The sequence below is a fragment of the Isoptericola sp. NPDC055881 genome (assembly GCF_053615895.1).
Genome location: NZ_JBSHCR010000082.1, coordinates 1 through 15,966 on the forward strand (window position 1 = coordinate 1; position 15,966 = coordinate 15,966).

The 15,966-nt window shown below is 75.7% G+C and carries 10 protein-coding genes; 3 read left to right on the forward strand and 7 right to left on the reverse strand.

Features of this window, described 5'->3' with window-relative positions; all coding sequences use genetic code 11:
* Positions 1–50: 50 nt before the first annotated feature.
* Both ACWGKI_RS18360 and ACWGKI_RS18365 read right to left on the reverse strand, forming a co-directional pair.
* Positions 51–1,310, reverse strand: a complete 1,260-nt coding sequence (locus ACWGKI_RS18360) for a UDP-N-acetylmuramate dehydrogenase (protein ID WP_452188918.1) — start codon at positions 1,308–1,310, stop codon at positions 51–53.
* Positions 1,307–2,614, reverse strand: coding sequence for an MFS transporter (locus ACWGKI_RS18365; protein ID WP_452188920.1), 1,308 nt, complete (start codon positions 2,612–2,614; stop codon positions 1,307–1,309). Before ACWGKI_RS18365 ends, ACWGKI_RS18360 begins: the two co-directional genes overlap by 4 nt.
* A 101-nt stretch (positions 2,615–2,715) precedes the next feature.
* On the opposite strand from ACWGKI_RS18365, the gene ACWGKI_RS18370 reads away from it, so the two are divergent.
* On the forward strand, positions 2,716–3,855 hold the full coding sequence (locus ACWGKI_RS18370; RefSeq protein ID WP_452188922.1) for a LacI family DNA-binding transcriptional regulator: 1,140 nt from the start codon (positions 2,716–2,718) through the stop codon (positions 3,853–3,855).
* Positions 3,856–3,861: 6 nt separating this feature from the next.
* Here the strand turns inward: ACWGKI_RS18370 and ACWGKI_RS18375 are convergent, their stop codons facing one another.
* The 5 genes from ACWGKI_RS18375 to ACWGKI_RS18395 are packed head-to-tail and all read right to left on the reverse strand — an operon-like array spanning position 3,862 to position 12,140.
* Entirely contained in the window at positions 3,862–4,488 is a 627-nt protein-coding gene (locus tag ACWGKI_RS18375) for a GNAT family N-acetyltransferase (protein WP_452188924.1), read from the reverse strand.
* Positions 4,485–6,614, reverse strand: coding sequence for a penicillin acylase family protein (locus tag ACWGKI_RS18380; protein WP_452188926.1), 2,130 nt, complete (start codon positions 6,612–6,614; stop codon positions 4,485–4,487). Before ACWGKI_RS18380 ends, ACWGKI_RS18375 begins: the two co-directional genes overlap by 4 nt.
* Positions 6,611–9,202: a GNAT family N-acetyltransferase gene (locus ACWGKI_RS18385; RefSeq protein ID WP_452188928.1), complete on the reverse strand. Its 2,592-nt coding sequence runs from the start codon at positions 9,200–9,202 to the stop codon at positions 6,611–6,613. Before ACWGKI_RS18385 ends, ACWGKI_RS18380 begins: the two co-directional genes overlap by 4 nt.
* Entirely contained in the window at positions 9,199–10,575 is a 1,377-nt protein-coding gene (locus ACWGKI_RS18390) for a lysine N(6)-hydroxylase/L-ornithine N(5)-oxygenase family protein (protein ID WP_452188930.1), read from the reverse strand. The genes ACWGKI_RS18385 and ACWGKI_RS18390 overlap by 4 nt, the downstream gene beginning before the upstream one ends.
* A complete protein-coding gene (locus ACWGKI_RS18395; protein ID WP_452188932.1) occupies positions 10,572–12,140 on the reverse strand; it encodes a pyridoxal phosphate-dependent decarboxylase family protein in 1,569 nt (522 codons plus the stop codon). The genes ACWGKI_RS18390 and ACWGKI_RS18395 overlap by 4 nt, the downstream gene beginning before the upstream one ends.
* Positions 12,141–12,351: 211 nt before the next feature.
* Between ACWGKI_RS18395 and ACWGKI_RS18400 the strand changes: the two genes are divergently transcribed.
* Together ACWGKI_RS18400 and ACWGKI_RS18405 are read left to right on the forward strand one after the other, a co-directional pair.
* Positions 12,352–14,412 carry a HelD family protein gene (locus ACWGKI_RS18400; protein WP_452188934.1) on the forward strand — a complete coding sequence of 687 codons (2,061 nt, stop codon included), beginning with the start codon at positions 12,352–12,354 and terminating at the stop codon, positions 14,410–14,412.
* 159 nt (positions 14,413–14,571) lie between these two features.
* The gene (locus tag ACWGKI_RS18405; protein ID WP_452188936.1) at positions 14,572–15,891 is read left to right on the forward strand and encodes a C39 family peptidase; all 1,320 of its coding nucleotides are present in this window, start codon (positions 14,572–14,574) and stop codon (positions 15,889–15,891) included.
* The last annotated feature ends 75 nt before the right edge of the window (positions 15,892–15,966 follow it).

Here is a 15,966-nt window from a genome sequence, read left to right on the forward strand (position 1 = left end):
CAGGGCGTGAATTCCCCCGGGAATTCACGCCGATTTCGTACCCACAACGATCACAGGGCGGTGCCGACGAGGACAGGCTCGGCCTCGAGCTCGATGCCGAAGGCGTCCTTGACGCCGTCGCGCACGGTGCGGGCGAGGGCGACGAGGTCGGCCGCGGTCGCGCCGCCGCGGTTGGTCACGGCCAGCGTGTGGCGGGTCGAGAGGCGCGCGGGGCTGTGCTCGCCCGCGAGGCCGAAGCCCTTGGTGAACCCGGCATGCTCGATGAGCCACGCGGCGCTCGTCTTGACGAGGGTCGGGTCGACGACGCCGAGGGCGGGACCCACGGTCGACTCGGGCGTCGCCGACCGCACGGGGAAGCGCGGGGCGTCCTGCGGCAGGTCCTCCGCGGCGTCCGCCGGCAGCACCGGGTTGGTGAAGAACGACCCGGCGGACCAGCGGTCGTGGTCAGGGGCGGGAGCGCCGCCCACGCCGTCGAGCAGCATGCCCTTTCCGCCGCGCAGCTCGAGCACCGCCTCCCGCACCTCGGCCGACGGGGCGCGGCTGCCGACCTCGACGCCGAGCCGGCGGGCCAGCTCGCCGTAGCCGACGGGCGCGGACAGGCTGCCCAGGCGCATCTGCAGGTTCACCTCGAGCACCACGTACCGCGGGGTCGGGTACCAGGGGGCGCCCTCGCCGCCGCCGGTGCGCATCGTGCGCTTGAGCAGCGACGTGCGGTAGCCGAAGCCGAGCGACGCGAGCGGGAACGTCTTCATGCCGCCCGTGGCGCGGTCCCAGGTGCGCACCGACGCGACGACCCCGGACACCTCCTGGCCGTACGCGCCGATGTTCTGCACAGGGGCGGCGCCGACCGTGCCGGGGATGCCGGACAGCGCCTCGACGCCCACCCACTCGTTCGCCACGGCCTCGGCCACGAAGGCGTCCCAGTCCTGACCGGCGGGCAGGCGCAGGCTCGCCCCGCCGCACGCACCGTCGGTGCCGCACGAGTCGGCGAGGTCCGCGTCGAGGCCCTGGCGCACGTCGCGCACGACGACGCCCGCGAACCCCTCGTCCGCGACCAGCAGGTTGGAGCCGCCGCCGATCACCAGGAGCGGCTGCCCGGCGTCGTCCGCCGCGCGCACCGCGTCGATGAGCTCCGCCTCCGACTCGGCCTCCACGTAAGCGTCGACGGGACCGCCGACGCGCAGCGTCGTCAGCTCGGAGAGCGCGGGGGTCGACGTGGTCGACACGGCCGAAGTGGCCGAGGTGGCGCCGTCCGCGGTGGTCGCGGACGGCTCGGTGGTGGGCGAGGCGGGCACGGCGGAAAGACTCACCCGTCCAGCGTACGCGCCGGGTCCGGGGCGGCCGGCAGCGGCTTCGCCGCACCCGCGACGACCAGGCCCAGCGCGACAGGCACCGCCAGCACGAGCAGCGCGTCGCGATAGCCGACGTGCTCGGCGAGGAATCCGATGAGGGCCGGTCCCACGAAGAACGCCGAGTAGCCGATGGTCGAGACGACCGAGACGCGCAGGGCCGCGCGGCGCGGGTCGTCGGAGGCCGCGGACATGCCCAGCGGGAAGCCGAGGGAGGCGCCCGCGCCCCAGATCGCGACGCCCACGAGCGCCACCCACAGCGTCGGCACGAGCGCGAAGACGAGGACGCCGACCAGCGCCGCGGCGCCGCACGCCCGCAGCATGGGGACGCGCCCGTACCGGTCGATCAGGGACGTGCCCGCCAGCCGCGCGAGCGTCATCGCGCAGAGGAAGACGGCGAGGCCGATCGCCCCGATCGAGTCGTCCACGCGGAAGCCGTCGACGACGGCGAGACCGACCCAGTCGTTCGCCGCGCCCTCGGTGAGCGCCGCGGCGAGGACGACGAGCCCGACCAGCAGGGTGCGGGACTCCCGCCACGTCGCCAGCGTGTCGCGCAGCGTGTGACCGGTCCCGGTGTCGACGGCGGTCGCCGGGTCCGCCTGCGTGTCCGGGGTGGTCGACCCGGTCGACGCGGTCGAACCGGTCGGTCCGTCCGCCGCGTGCGCCGTCGGCTCGAAGAACCGCACGCACACCACGACGACCACCAGGTCGACCAGCACCACCGTGATGACGTGCAGCGACAGCGGCACGCCGGCGTGCGCCGCGAGGGCTCCCACGCCCGCGCCGGCGACGGTGCCGAGCGAGAACCCCGCGTGGAAGCGCGGCATGACGGACCTGCCGAGACGCTGCTCGACGACGGCGCCCTCGAGGTTCATGGCGGCGTCCCAGATGCCGACGCCCATGCCGCCGAGGAACAGGCCGACCCGCACCACGAGCGGGTGGCCGGCGTCGACGGCGAGCGTCGTGACGGAGAAGCCGACGGCGGCCAGGGCCGCGAACGCCACACAGGTGCGGGCGGCCCCGATGCGCGAGGCGATCATGCCGGACAGCGGCAGCGCGACGAGCGAGCCGATGGAGGCGGTGAGCAGGAGCAGCCCCATCTGCTCCGCCGTGAATCCCAGGCCGTCACGCACGGCGGGGAGGCGCGAGGCCCAGGTCGCCATACCCACTCCCGCCACGACGAAGACGGTGAAGACGGCCCAGGCGGCCCGCACAGCGTGCGCGGGCGGGGCGTCGAGGCGCACGCGGGGAGGCTCGGAGGTCACAGGACGACGCTTCCCGATTCCGCCACCAGCGTCAAATCGTTTCGAGCACGCTGTCGGCGGCGCGGGTAGGCTGACGCCCCGACACCTCCGGAAGGAGCCCCATGGGTCGCAGCAACGCCGCCCGACCGACGCTCGCCCGGGTGGCCGAGCTCGCAGGCGTCTCGGTCTCCACGGCCTCGTTGGCGTTCTCCGGCGCGGGTCCGATCACCGCCGAGACCCGGGACAAGGTCCTCGCTGCCGCCGCCGAGCTGGGCTACTCCGGCCCCAACCCGCTCGGACGACAGCTCCGCTCCGGCCGGTCGGGCATCGTGGGCGTCGTCCTCGGCGACCAGCCGGGGCGCGCGTTCCGCGACCCCGTGGCGGTCAAGGTGCTCGACGGCCTCGTCGACGTGCTCGGTGCCGAAGGGCTCGGCGTGCTGCTCATCCCCGGTGTGCGCGCGGCCGCCGTGCCCGCCTCCACGGACGGCGGCCCCGCGCCGCTGCCCGCCGTCGACCCGCTCCTGGAGTCCGCCGCCATGGACGTGGCCGTGCTCGTGTGGGGCGTGCTCACCGACGACGCGACCCTGGCCGCGCTGCGTCGCCGCGACGTGCCCGTCGTCGTCGGCGAGGGCGGCCGGGTGGACGGCGCCCCCTTGGTCGCGCTCGACGACCGCGCCGGTACCGCGCTGGCCGTGCGGCACCTCAAGGAGCTGGGGCACACCCGCATCGCGGAGATCACGCTGCCCCTGGACGCCGACGAGCGCTCCGGCCCGATCGACGCGGCCCGCCTCGCCCAGGCCGACCGCACCTCCACCCGGCACCGGCTGGACGGGGTGCGCGACGAGGTGGAGCCGGTCATCTCGTGGGAGACGCCCGCCTCCCTCGTGGAGCACGGCCGCGACGCGGCCACCGAGATCCTCGGCGCGTGGGTGCCCGAGACGGAACGCCCGACGGCGATCGTCGCGCACTCCGACCTCCTTGCCGCCGGCGCCGTCATCGCCGCCCGCGAGCTCGGCCTGCGCGTGCCCGACGACGTGTCGATCGCCGGGTTCGACGGGATCGACCTGCCCTGGCTCTCCCCCGACGTGCTCACCAGCGTGCACCAGCCCTTGCGGGCCAAGGGCGTCGCGCTCGGGCACGCCGTGCTGGGCGTGCTGGCGGGCGAGGAGCCCACGTGCACCACGCTGCCCGTCGAGCTGGTGCCCGGCACCACGACGGGCCCCGTCCCCTCCGAGGTGCGGCCCGCCGACCCCCAGGCGTAGTCGCTCCTAGACGCCCGCGCCGGCAAGGATCGCCTCCGCCCGATCCCGCGGCAGGAAGGCCAGCACGGCCTCCTTCGGCCCCTGCGGCGACTCGAACCGCACCGTGCTGGCCGGCTCGAAGCCGAACGCGACCATGCGGGAGATCGCGGACCGGTTGCGGGCGTCCGGCTCCACCACGAGCCGCCGCACCCCCGGGGACGCGAGCGCCAGTCCCAGCACGGCGGGGCCGACGGCCGTCCACGGCGCGACGCCGTACCGCTGCGCCGGCCCGTCGCCGCCCTTGAAGAAGTGCATCCCCACGTCGCCGGGGAGCACGTCGTAGGCGGTCGCGACCGGGTCGTCCTCGGGGTGGTAGAGCTGCACGAGCACGACGGGCTCGCCGTCCCAGCGCACCAGGTAGGCGTGGTGCGTGGGCAAGGAGTCGACGAACGCGTACGTGGCGCTCAGCTCCTCGCGGCTGAGCCCGGCCAGCCCCCAGAAGCCCGCGTGCGGGCGGTTGACCCAGTCGTGCAGCACCTCCACGTCCGCGACGGGGTCCAGGACGTGGGCGGTGAAGGTGCCGGCGCCCGGCACGTCCGTGCGCCACACCTCCTCGCCGCGTGCGCCGGTCAGCAGTCGGGTCTGGTCGGTCATCGGGCTCTCCGTGTCGGGTCTGTCGGCAAGGGTTCGGGGCGCAGCCGCGCCCAGTCGGTCTCGATCTGCTCGGTGCTGCCCGCCGCCCACGTCGGGTGCTGGTCCGCGAAGTGGGGCGAGCGCGGGTCGCCGGCGGCGCCGAACGGTACGCCCCACCGGCTGCGGCGCCGGTCGCCCAGGTCCCACACCCAGCGCGCCACCGACCCCCTCGACGCCGCGTAGGTCAGTCCCGGCACGCCGCCCGTGCAGCGCACGGAGTCGCCCGCTCCACCGAGCGGGACGGGCGGCACGACGGGCACGGCCGCGCCGGGGACCAGGTCGAGGGCGTGCAGCGGCGCGAGGCGGTGCAGGTCGCCCCAGGTCCGGGCGTCGTCGTGCTCGTCCGTGTCGGCCAGGTCGGCGACGTCGGCCAGCGCCTGCTCGGCGGCGGCGCGGGCGTCGACGACGCCGGACGCGAGCACGACGGCGAGCGCGTCGCCGACGCGGGCGACGACGTCGAGCCACGGGGCGAACACGGCAGGCAGGCCGTGCGGGGCGTGCAGCGGTGCGAGCGCCGGGTCGGCGGCCACGCGGCGCACGAGGGTGTGCCGCCAGCGGGCGAACAGCGCGGCGTCCGCGTCGCCGGGGTCCATCGCGGCACCGGCCGCCACCCACGCCCGCAGCCGGGCGGCGCGTGGGTCGTCGATGTCGGCGAGCCGCGCGACGAGCTCAGCCGCACCGCCGTCGCGGGTGTCGGCCAGCACGCGGTCCTGGGTCGCGGCCGTCTCGCCGCCGGGCGGCGGGTCGGCGAGCAGCGCCCGGACCCGGGGGCCGCGGTGCGGCGCGTACGCGTGGCCGAGGTCGAGGCCCGGGCCGGCGGGGCGGTCGTTGGCGTCCACCGCGACCCCGGTGACGGCGACGGGCGCAGGCAGGTCGCGCCACCGGGGCGCACCGGCGCCGGCTGCTCCGGCGGCTCTGGCGGGCGTCGGCACGACGCGGCCCGACGGCGGCACGACCGGCACCCGGCCGGCCGTCAGGCTCAGCACCTCGCCGGTGGAGTCGGCGGCGAGCACGCGGTTCACCGGGTCGACCCAGCCCGCGAACGCCGCGGCGACGTCGCGCGCCGTCCGCGCCCGCTGGAGGGCGCGCCACGCCGCCACCCCGGCGTCGGCCGTGACCCGCACGGGCCAGCGCAGGCTGTGCCGGTCCGTCACGAGGGGACCGCGCGGCGTCTCGGCCCACGGCACGTCGACCGGGTCACCGCCCCGCACGGGCACCGTCTCGGTGCCGGACGCCACGACCTGCGCCGCCACCGTCGGTGCGTCGTCCCCCTCCGCGCACAGCTCGACGTGGTGCGCCATCGCGTTGGTGATGCCCCACCCGACCGCGCCCTGGGGCGTCTCGGCGTGCCCCAGGTGCAGCACGCCGGGCACGCCGGGGAAGGCGAGACCGAGGACGTCGTGGCCCGGACGGGCCAGCCGCACCTGCTGGTACACGCCGGGCAGCTCCAGGAGGCGGTGCGGGTCGCCGGCCAGCAGCGGCGCGCCGGAGGCGGTGCGCGACCCGTGCAGCGCCCAGGCGTTCGACCCCGACGACGGGCCGCCGTCCACGGCGCCCCACCACCCGGCGGCCTCCGCGCCGAGCGTGCGCGTCACGTGCTCGCGCCACAGCAGGTGCGGGAACCCGCTGAACAGCACGTGGTGCACCAGGAACGTGCCGACGGGCGTCCACGGGTGCCAGGGTTCGTCGTCCGGCAGCGGGGCACCTCCGAGCGCGCGGGCGAGCTCGGCCCGCTCGGGCGTGTCCCGGCCGCCCGCGTCGAGGCCCGCGCGGACCCCGTCGGCGTACGCGGACAGCCACTCCTGCTCGGGCGCCGCGAGCGCCGCCCAGACGCGCCGGGTGGTGTCGGCGAGCCGGACGCGGACGGCGAACCGGTCCCACTCCAGGCCCGCGGGACCGAGCCGGGCGGCGACCCGGCCCTCGCCGTACCAGCGGTCCACGTCGAGCTGCCAGCCGCGGTCCAGCGCGGTGACGTAGCCCTGGCCGAAGGCGAGGTCCGCCTCGGAACCGGCGCGCACGTGCGGCACCCCCCGCGGGTCGCGGAAGAGCTCGAAGCGGTCGCCCGCGCGGCGCGACGGGTCGCTCACGGTGCCCCCGGTGCGGTCACCGGGTTCGCGACCGGGCTCGCTACCGGGTTGGCCACCGGGTTGGCCACCGGGTTGGTCAGGGTGCCGGCGTACAGCAGCGAGCCGGACTGGTCGGCGAGGTCGACCATCTGCAGCGTGTTGCGCAGCTGGAGGCGGTTGAGGCACGAGTGCGCGAACCGCGCCCCCCGCAGCTCGACCCGGCCGGCGAGGTCGGGGTGCTCGTCGCCGTGCCGGTCGAGGACGTCGCCCACGACCGCCCAGAACTGGTCCTCGGCGAGCACGCCGTCCACGGCGAGGATGCCGGCGAGGTGGCGCAGCACGCCGTCGAACACGTCGGTGAAGATCGACAGCGCCTTCTGGTCGGCGTCGACGACGGCGCGGACCCGCTCGACGCCCGCCGGCAGCCCGCGGTGCCCGAGCACGGCGACCTCCTCCCCGATGTCCTTCATGAGCACCCGCCGGACCACGCCGTCGCGCAGCACGAGCACGAGGTTCTCCCCGTGCGGCATGAACGCCAGGTCGTGGGCGCGCAGGCAGTGCACCAGCGGGTACAGGTAGGCGTCCAGGTAGGCGCGGAGCCAGGACTCGGGCGCGATCCCGGAGGTGCGCACCAGGGCGGTGGCGAACGCGCGGCCGGACGCGTCGCGGTGCAGCAGGCTCGCCATGGTGGCGAGCCGCTCCCCCGGCGCGGTCCGCGGCACGGGGGACTCGCGCCACAGGGCCGCGAGCATCTTGCGGTGCGCGCTGGGGCGGGCGGTGCGGTGGTAGACGTCGCCGGTGTACCCGATCGACGCGCGCTCGCGCAGGACGCCGAAGCCACCCTCCCGCAGGGTGGCGTCCTCGGCGACGATCCCGGCCACCCAGTCGTTGATCTCCGGCGTGGCGCGCATGTACGCCGGTGACAGGCCCCGCAGGAAGCCCATGTTCTGGATCGCGAGCGCCACCTTGACGTAGTGCCGCTCCGGCCGCGTGCGGTTGAACATCGTGCGGATGGACTGCTGCGGCTGGTACTCGTCGGAGCCCGTCCCGAGCGGCACGAGGTCGCCGCGTGCGACGTCCGCCGCGAACGTGACCGGTACCCGGTGCTGCCACTGCCACGGGTGCACGGGCAGGTAGAGGTACTCGGCCGGGTCGAGACCGCGCGCCGTCAACCGGTCCGCGAACGCGGCGCGCTCGGCGCCCGTGAGCTCGCCGTCGTACAGGCTCGCCTCGGTCAGCCCGTCGCCGACGGCGAGGTGGGCGTGCTCGCGTCGCGCGGCCAGCCAGACGAGGCGGAGGCGCTCGCCGCGTTCCGGCGCGTACGCGAGGTAGTCGTCCAGGGAGAAACCGATGCGGCCGTTGTTGGCGAGGAACCCCGGGTGCCCCTCGGTCATCGCCGCCTCGGCCGCCTGGAACGCGTCGGCACGACGACGGTCGTCGTCCGCGGCGTCGACGGCGTCCGCCGGGCGAGGGTCGGGGGCGAGCGCCGCCAGCAGGGCCGGGACCTGCGGCGACGCGCCGCTCAGCTCCCGGTCGCGCTTGGCGCAGGCCGCGGCGAGGGTCGACGACAGCTCCTCCAGGTAGGTCGCGACCAGGTCGTCGGGGACCTGCAGCAGCGGCTGCAGCTCCGCGACCAGCTCGAGGGCGTCCACGGGCAGGTCGGTCCCGCCCGGGGCCGTCCGGGTGATCGACGCCGGGTCCACCACCCAGTGCTCCAGCGCGAACGTGCGCGCCGCGAACCGGTACGTCGCCCCGTCGAGCGCCAGCACGAACCACCGCGGGACACCCGACCCCTCGTTGTGAGCGGGCGATTGGCCCGGTGTCGCGTCGGGAACGGGGCCGAACGCCCGCTCACAGCGCTCGGGGGCAGGCTCGGGCTCGGGGCGGAAGAGGCGCTCGTGCGCGAGCTCCGCGAGCGCCTTGGCGGCGAGGTGCCGGTGGGCATGCTCCGCGAGGTCGGGCCGCAGGTGCGGGGCGAGGTCGACCGCGCTGCCGGGTGCGGGCGCGCCCCCCAGCGGCGACGCCGCGAAGTCGGCACGCGTGCACACGCTCAGTGCCGCGCGCTTGGCGTGCCCGCCCTCGTCGATCTCGACGTCGCGCAGCACGCGGAAGCCGGCCGCGGCGTTCTTCGCGGCGACCGCGCGGTTGCGCACGTCGGGCTCGACGACGACCCGCGCCGCCCCACGGCCGTGCGGCGCCGGGGACAGGCAGAACCGGAGCACGGCGGCCATCACCGCGTCGGTGAGGCCGGGCCGCCGGGCGGCCGCGTCGTCCGGCGGCGGGGCGACGAGCAGGTGCATGCCGAGGTCGCCCGGCGCGGCGTCGTGCACGTCGACGAGGAGCACCCGGGCAGGGTCGTACGTCTCGGCGTAGAACGCGGGCACGCCGTCCACGCGCCCGAGCCAGCCGTCCTGGTCGGGGTCGGCGGCGACGGCGTCCAGGTACGCGCGCACCTCGCCCACCGCCAGGTGGCCCATGTGCCAGAACGCGGACGCGGGATGGGTCAGCCAGGAGTGCAGGGCCGTCGCGTCGCGCGCGGGGTCCACCGGCTCGAGCGTGACGGCGCCGGGGGTCACGCGGGCGGTGCGGGGCTCGGCCTGGACGCTCATCGGGCCACCTCCTGCACCGGCTCGCGGGTGGGCGCGGCGGGTGCGCCGCCCGGCAGCCCGAAGGTCTGGAACGCGATGCGGCTCTCGACCGGGTACGGCTCGCGCCCGGTCACCTGCGCGAGGATCACGGAGTTGCGCCACGGCGCGAACCCGAGGTCGGGCGCCGTCACGCCGTGCGTGTGCGCCTCGGTGCCGCCCACGTGGAGGCGCCCGCCGGCCCCGGCCGTGTAGTCGCGCGCCACGTCCACGCGGCCGAGCTCGTCCAGGTCGACCAGGCCGGGCGCGACGAACCCGGGCACGCCCGACCCGTAGCCGGTGGCGGCGACCACGGCACGCGTCCGGTGCTCCGCCGTCGTGCCCAGCTGACCGTGCCGCAGGGTGAGGACGTGCTCCCCCGCCCCGCCCGCGCCGTCGGGCTCGAACCTCGCCGCGACCACCTCCGTGTCGGACAGGAGCGTGGTCGGCACCTCGCGCCCGAGGGCGGACTTGCGGTACAGGGTGTCGTAGATCTCGTCGACCAGGTCACCGCTGATGCCCTTGTACAGCGCACGCTGCTCGCGGCCGAGGATCTCCCGCAGCTCGGTGGGCAGCGCCCGGTAGTGGTCGGTGTACTCCGGCGACGTCATCTCGAGCGTGAGCTTCGTGTACTCCATCGGGAAGAAGCGCGGCGAGCGCGTCACCCAGTCCACCCGGTGCGTCCCCGGCGCGGCGTCCTCCAGCAGGTCGCGGTACACCTCGGCGGCCGACTGCCCGGAGCCGACGACGGTGACCGCGCCCGTGCCCGCCAGCGCGTCGCGGTGCGGCAGGTACTCCGCGCTGTGCACCACCGGGCCCGCGCCCGGGTGCCGGGCCGCCTCCGCCGCGAGGGCCGCGAGCGGGCCCGGGAGTCGTGGCGTCGTGCCGACGCCGAGGACGACGTGCCGCGCGCGGTACGTCTCGGTGCCGCCGCCCGCCAGGCGGGCCGTGACCACGAGGTCGCCCGTCGCGTCGTCGCGGTCCACCCGCACGACCTCTCGGCCCCACCGCAGGGAGGTGAGCCGGTCGGCCACCCAGCGGCAGTACTGGTCGTACTCGGCGCGCAGCGGGTAGAACGACTCCCGGATGTAGAACGGGTACAACCGGCCCGTGGCCTTGAGGAAGGCGAGGAACGAGTACGGCGACGTCGGGTCGGCCATCGTCACCAGGTCGGCCAGGAACGGCACCTGGATCGTCGCGCCCTCGAGCATCATGCCCGGGTGCCAGCCGAACCCGTCGCGCTGGTCCAGGAACACGGCGTCGACGTCGGGCAGCGGGTCCGCGAGCGCCGCGAGCCCCAGGTTGAACGGCCCGATGCCGATGCCGACGAGGTCGTGGGTGTGCGTGCTGCGGGTCATCGGACGGCCTCCGAGAGGGTGGAGCGGGCGGGGAGCCGGGGGTGCGTGCCACGGCACGGCGGGGCGTCGAGCTCGATCAGCTCCTCCCCGGCGAGCAGCCCGTGCGCGGTGGAGCGCACCAGGTCGAGCACGCCGCGCACGTCGTCGAGGGTGGCGTCCGGGTTGAGCAGGGTGAGCTTGAGGCACGGGCGCCCGTCGATCACCGTCTTGGCGACGAGGGCGCGGCCGGAGTCGAACAGCACGCGCCGCACCCGCGGGACGAGGCCGTCGGCGCGGGCGTCGTCCACCCCGTCGGGCTGGAAGCGGAACAGCACGGTGGAGAGGTCGGTCGGGGCCAGGAGCCGCAGCTCCGGGTCGTCCGCGAGGTCGGCGTGGACGGCGGCCGCGAGGTCGCAGACGGCGTCCACCATCGCCCCGACGCCGTCGGCGCCCACGGCGCGCAGCGTGGCCCAGAGCTTGAGGGCGTCGAACCGGCGCGTGGTCTGCAGGGACCTGTCCACGAGGTTGAGGTCGGGGTTCGGCTCGCCCGCCTCCTCGGCCGGGTTGAGGTAGTCGGCGTGCCAGGTCGCGCGGGCCAGGTCGGCGGCCTCGCGCACCAGCAGCGCGCTCGACGACACCGGCTGGAAGAACGTCTTGTGGAAGTCCACCGTGACGCTGCGCGCCCGCTCGATGCCGTGCAGCAGGTGCCGGCGCCGCCCGGAGAGCAGGAGCCCTCCGCCGTACGCGGCGTCCACGTGCAGCCAGGCGCCGACGGCGTCGCACAGGTCGGCGACCGGCCTCAGCGGGTCCACGCACCCCCGGTCGGTGGTGCCCGCGGTCACGACGACCGCCATGACGACGTCCCCGGCGCGCTCGACGTCGACCAGCGCCCGGCCCAGGGCGCCCGGGTCCATGCGGCCCGCCGCGTCCGTCGGGACCGCGACCACCGCGTCGTCGTCCAGGCCGAGCAGCAGCGCCGAGCGCGCGACGCTGAAGTGGCCCGACGCCGTGGCCAGCACGCGCAGCCGGCCGAGCCGCTCGCGCCGCGCGGCGCCGCCGAGCCGGGCGCCGTCGGCCCCCGTCAGCGCGCGCTCGCGGGCCAGGTGCAGGGCCTGCAGGTTGGACTGCGTGCCGCCGGAGGTGAAGACGCCGTCGGCGCCGCCGTCCCCCGTCGGGAAGCCGATCCGGTCGGCGGTCCACTCGACGAGCCGCTGCTCCATGAGCGTCGCGACCGTGGACTGGTCGTAGGTGTCGACGGACGTGTTGATCGCGGCGAGCATCGCCTCCGCGCCCACGGCCGGGAGCGTCACCGGGCAGTTGAGGTGCGCGGCGTAGCCGGGGTGGTGGAACCAGACGGCGTGCGACGCGTAGAGCTCGGCGGTCTCGCGCAGCGCGTCGGGCGTGCCGACCGGCGGGCCGTCGAGGTCGACGGCGTCCACGAGCGCCTGGAGCTCGCGGCGGCTCGCGCCGCAGAACGGCTGCCGGGCGGCGGCGACGCGGGCGGCCACGTCGTCGACGACGGCGTGGAGCGTTCCGGCGTACTCGGCCGCGGTCGCGGCTCCCAGCAGGGCGGAGGGCTTGGGCACGGGACTCCTCGGAAGGGACTCGAAGTGAGGTCAGCCTGGCCTAACTTAGGGTGACCTCGCTCGGATGCCAACCGCTGCGACACAGATCACATCCGGCCGAGGTCCGGACGACGACGGCGGCCCCGCGCACCGCGCCGGGCACGTTGCCCGCGCCACCGGGACCGGGTAATGTCCTGCGGCTCCCACCCCGCCTGTCTCCTGGAGGTCAGCCGTGCCCGCTGTGACCGATGCCGAGCTCGACCTGGAGCGGGCGCACCTGGAGCGGGCGCGGGAGGAGCTCGCCCGGATGCGCGAGCGCACCGCGGGGCTGACCGCCCACGCCGGCGACCGGATCAGCGCCGAGGCGCTCGAGCTCACCCTGGCCCGGCGCCTCGCGCAGCTCGCGGACGACCCCCACGTGCCCCTCTTCTTCGGCCGCCTGGACCACGACGAGCCGTCCGGGGGCGAGGTCTTCCACGTCGGGCGGCGGCACGTGTCGGACACGGCCGGCGACCCGCTGGTCGTGGACTGGCGCGCGCCGGTCAGCGCCGCCTTCTACCGCGCCACCCGGCACGACCCGATGGGTGTGGCGACCCGCCGGCGCTACGGCTTCGCGCGCGGGGTGCTCACCGGGTTCGAGGACGAGGCGCTGTCCGGCCCGTCCACGACGGGCGCCGAGCACTCGGAGATCCTCGAGCAGGAGATCGAGCGCCCGCGCACCGGTCCGATGCGGGACATCGTCGCCACGATCCAGCCCGAGCAGGACGTCATCGTCCGGAGCGACCTCGACCGCACGGTCGTCGTGCAGGGCGCACCCGGCACCGGGAAGACGGCCGTGGGGCTGCACCGCGCCGCCTACCTGCTGTACGCGCACCGCGAGCAGGTCACGCGGCGCGGCATGACCGTCGTCGGGCCGAACTCGAGCTTCCTGCGCTACATCCGGGACGTGCTGCCGGCCCTCGGCGAGGTCGACGCCACGCAGACGACGGTCGAGGAGGTGGTCGCGGCGCACGGGCGCCTGCGCGGCACGGAACCGGCGGACGTCGCCCGCCTCAAGGGCGACGCCCGCATGGCCCAGGTGCTGCGCCGAGCGGTGTGGTCGCACGTGGCAGCACCCGCCGACACCGTCGAGGCGCTCGTGCTGCCGCGCGGCTCCCGGCGCTGGCGCGTGCCCGCCCACGAGGTCCGCGACGCCGTCGCCCACGTGGTCGGCCGCGAGCTGCGCTACGACGCCGGACGCGAGCAGCTGCGGTACGCGCTCGCGCACCGGATCCTGCAGCAGATCGAGGCGAGCGGCGACGCCCTCGACGACCGGGCGTGGGACGTCCTCGCGCGCACCAAGGCCGTCAAGGACCACGCCGCGACGCTCTGGCCGGTCCTGACGCCCGCCCGGCTGCTCCACCGTCTGCTGTCCGACCCGGAGCTCCTCGCGCGGATGTCGGACGGCATCCTCACCCCCGCCGAGCGCGACGCGCTCGCCTGGGCCACCCCGCCCCGGAGCGCGGGCGCGGCGCGGTGGACCCTCGCCGACCTCGTCCTGCTCGACGAGCTCGCCGACCTGCTCGAGCGGGCGCCGTCGGTGGCGCACGTCGTCGTCGACGAGGCGCAGGACCTGTCGCCGATGATGCTGCGCGCCCTCGGACGGCGGGCCCGCACCGGATCGCTCACCGTGCTCGGCGACCTCGCCCAGGCGACCACGCCGTGGGCCGTGCGCTCCTGGGCCGACGCCCTGGACCATCTCGGCAAGCCCGACGGGCACGTCGAGCAGCTCACCGCCGGGTTCCGCGTGCCCGGGGACGTCATCGAGTACGCGGCGCGCCTGCTGCCGACGATCGCGCCCGAGCTCGCGCCGCCCGTGGCGGTGCGGCGGGCGCGCGGCGAGCTCGTGCTCACCACCGCGCCGACGCTCGGGCTGGTGCGCACGGCGCTCGCGCGCGAGGGTTCGGTCGGGCTGATCGTGCCCGACGGCGGGGTGGCCGCCGCCCGCCGCGAGCTCCTGGCTGCCGGGCTCGCCTTCGCCGTCGTCGGCGAGGACGACGGGCCGACGCCGGACCCTGCCGACGACGGCGCCACCGAGTTCGACGCGCGCCTCGACCTGGTCCCTGCGTCCCTGGCCAAGGGCCTGGAGTTCGACCACGTCGTCCTCGACGACCCGGCGGGGATCGTGGCCGGGGAGGCCGAGCACGAGTCCGGGCTCCGGCGCCTGTACGTCTGCCTGACCCGCGCCGTGACCTCCCTCGCGGTGCGGCACGACGACGACCTGCCCGTGGAGCTGACGGGCCGGAGGGACTGACCGCCCGGCCCACGCCTCCCGGCACGACGCAGCGACTGCCCGCAAGGTCGTGACACACGCCACAGGATCTGGGAAAGTCTTTGCCAACGGGCGGTGGGGACCGTCCCACGCCCCCGTCCCGGGGAGGGACCCATGAGAGGCATGGCGCGAAGGAGCTGGATGAGAGCGACGACGGCGGCCCTGGCAGCGGGGGCGGTGATCGCACCGACGGCGGGAGCCGCCGGTGCCGCGCCGCCGGACGACCCCGCCCCGACGGGCCACAAGATCACGACCACCCACTGGCAGGGCATCGCCGAGCTGCGCCAGGGCGAGTGGGAGAACCTGCGCCCCGGCGCGCACGGCACGCTCGGCGTGCGCGACGCCGGCGGCCCGACCACCGCGTACACGGACCCGTTCGGTGACGGCTCCGCGGTCGAGTACGAGACGGGGACGTGGACGTCACCGGTCGTCGAGACCGGGTACGCCGTCGACGAGTCCCTCACCTCGTGGAACGCCACGACCCCGACCGGCACGTGGGTCGAGGTCGAGTTCCGCGGGCGCAAGGCCGACGGCGCGTGGACGAAGTGGTTCGTCATGGGCCGCTGGACCTCCGGGGCCGACTTCGCGCCGGCGGACGGGTCGGTGGGCGACATCCACCGCACCTCGGTGGAGGGGCAGAACGACGCCGACGCCGCCCTGTACACGGACACCTTCGTGGCGCGCACGGGGCACGAGCCCGAGGCGTTCCAGACCCGCGTCAACCTGTACCGGCCGGCCGGGTCGACGGCGACCCCCCGCCTGTCGGGCGTGACGACGATGACCAACGAGTACCTGCCCGACTCCGCGTACGAGGGCACCAGCGCCTTCACGCTCGGCCGCGCGGTCGAGCTCGACGTGCCCGGCTACTCGCAGCTGATCCACATCGGCGAGTATCCCGAGTTCGGCGGCGGCGGCCAGGTGTGGTGCTCGCCGACGTCGACCACGATGATCCAGTACTCGTACGGCCCGAAGCACCAGGTGCCGGCCGCGCAGCTCGAGGGCATCGTCGCCCCGAACGGCGACCCGCAGGTGGCGCACGCCGCCATCAACGCCTGGGACTACGCCTACGAGGGCGCGGGCAACTGGCCGTTCAACACGGCGTACGCGCACGAGTACGGGCTGGAGACGTTCGTGACGCGGCTCCGCTCCCTCGCCGAGGCGGAGCAGTTCATCGCGGCGGGCATCCCGCTGGTGGTGTCGATCAACTTCAAGAAGGAGGAGATGCCCGAGGCCGGGTACGGCACCAACGGGCACCTGGTCACCATCGTGGGCTTCACCGCCGACGGCGACCCGGTCATCAACGACCCCAACAAGGCGACCGACGCCGACGTGCGCAACGTGTACACCCGCGAGAACTTCGAGCGCGTGTGGCAGACCTCGACCGACGGCATCGCGTACGTCATCCACCCCCACGACGTGAAGCTCCCGCCGAACGTCCCCGGGGCCACCGCCAACTGGTGAGGTAGCTCGACCCTCGCCGAGGTAGCACCCACCTTGCCGAAGTAGCACGGGCCTCGCCGAGGTAGTGGATTCCAC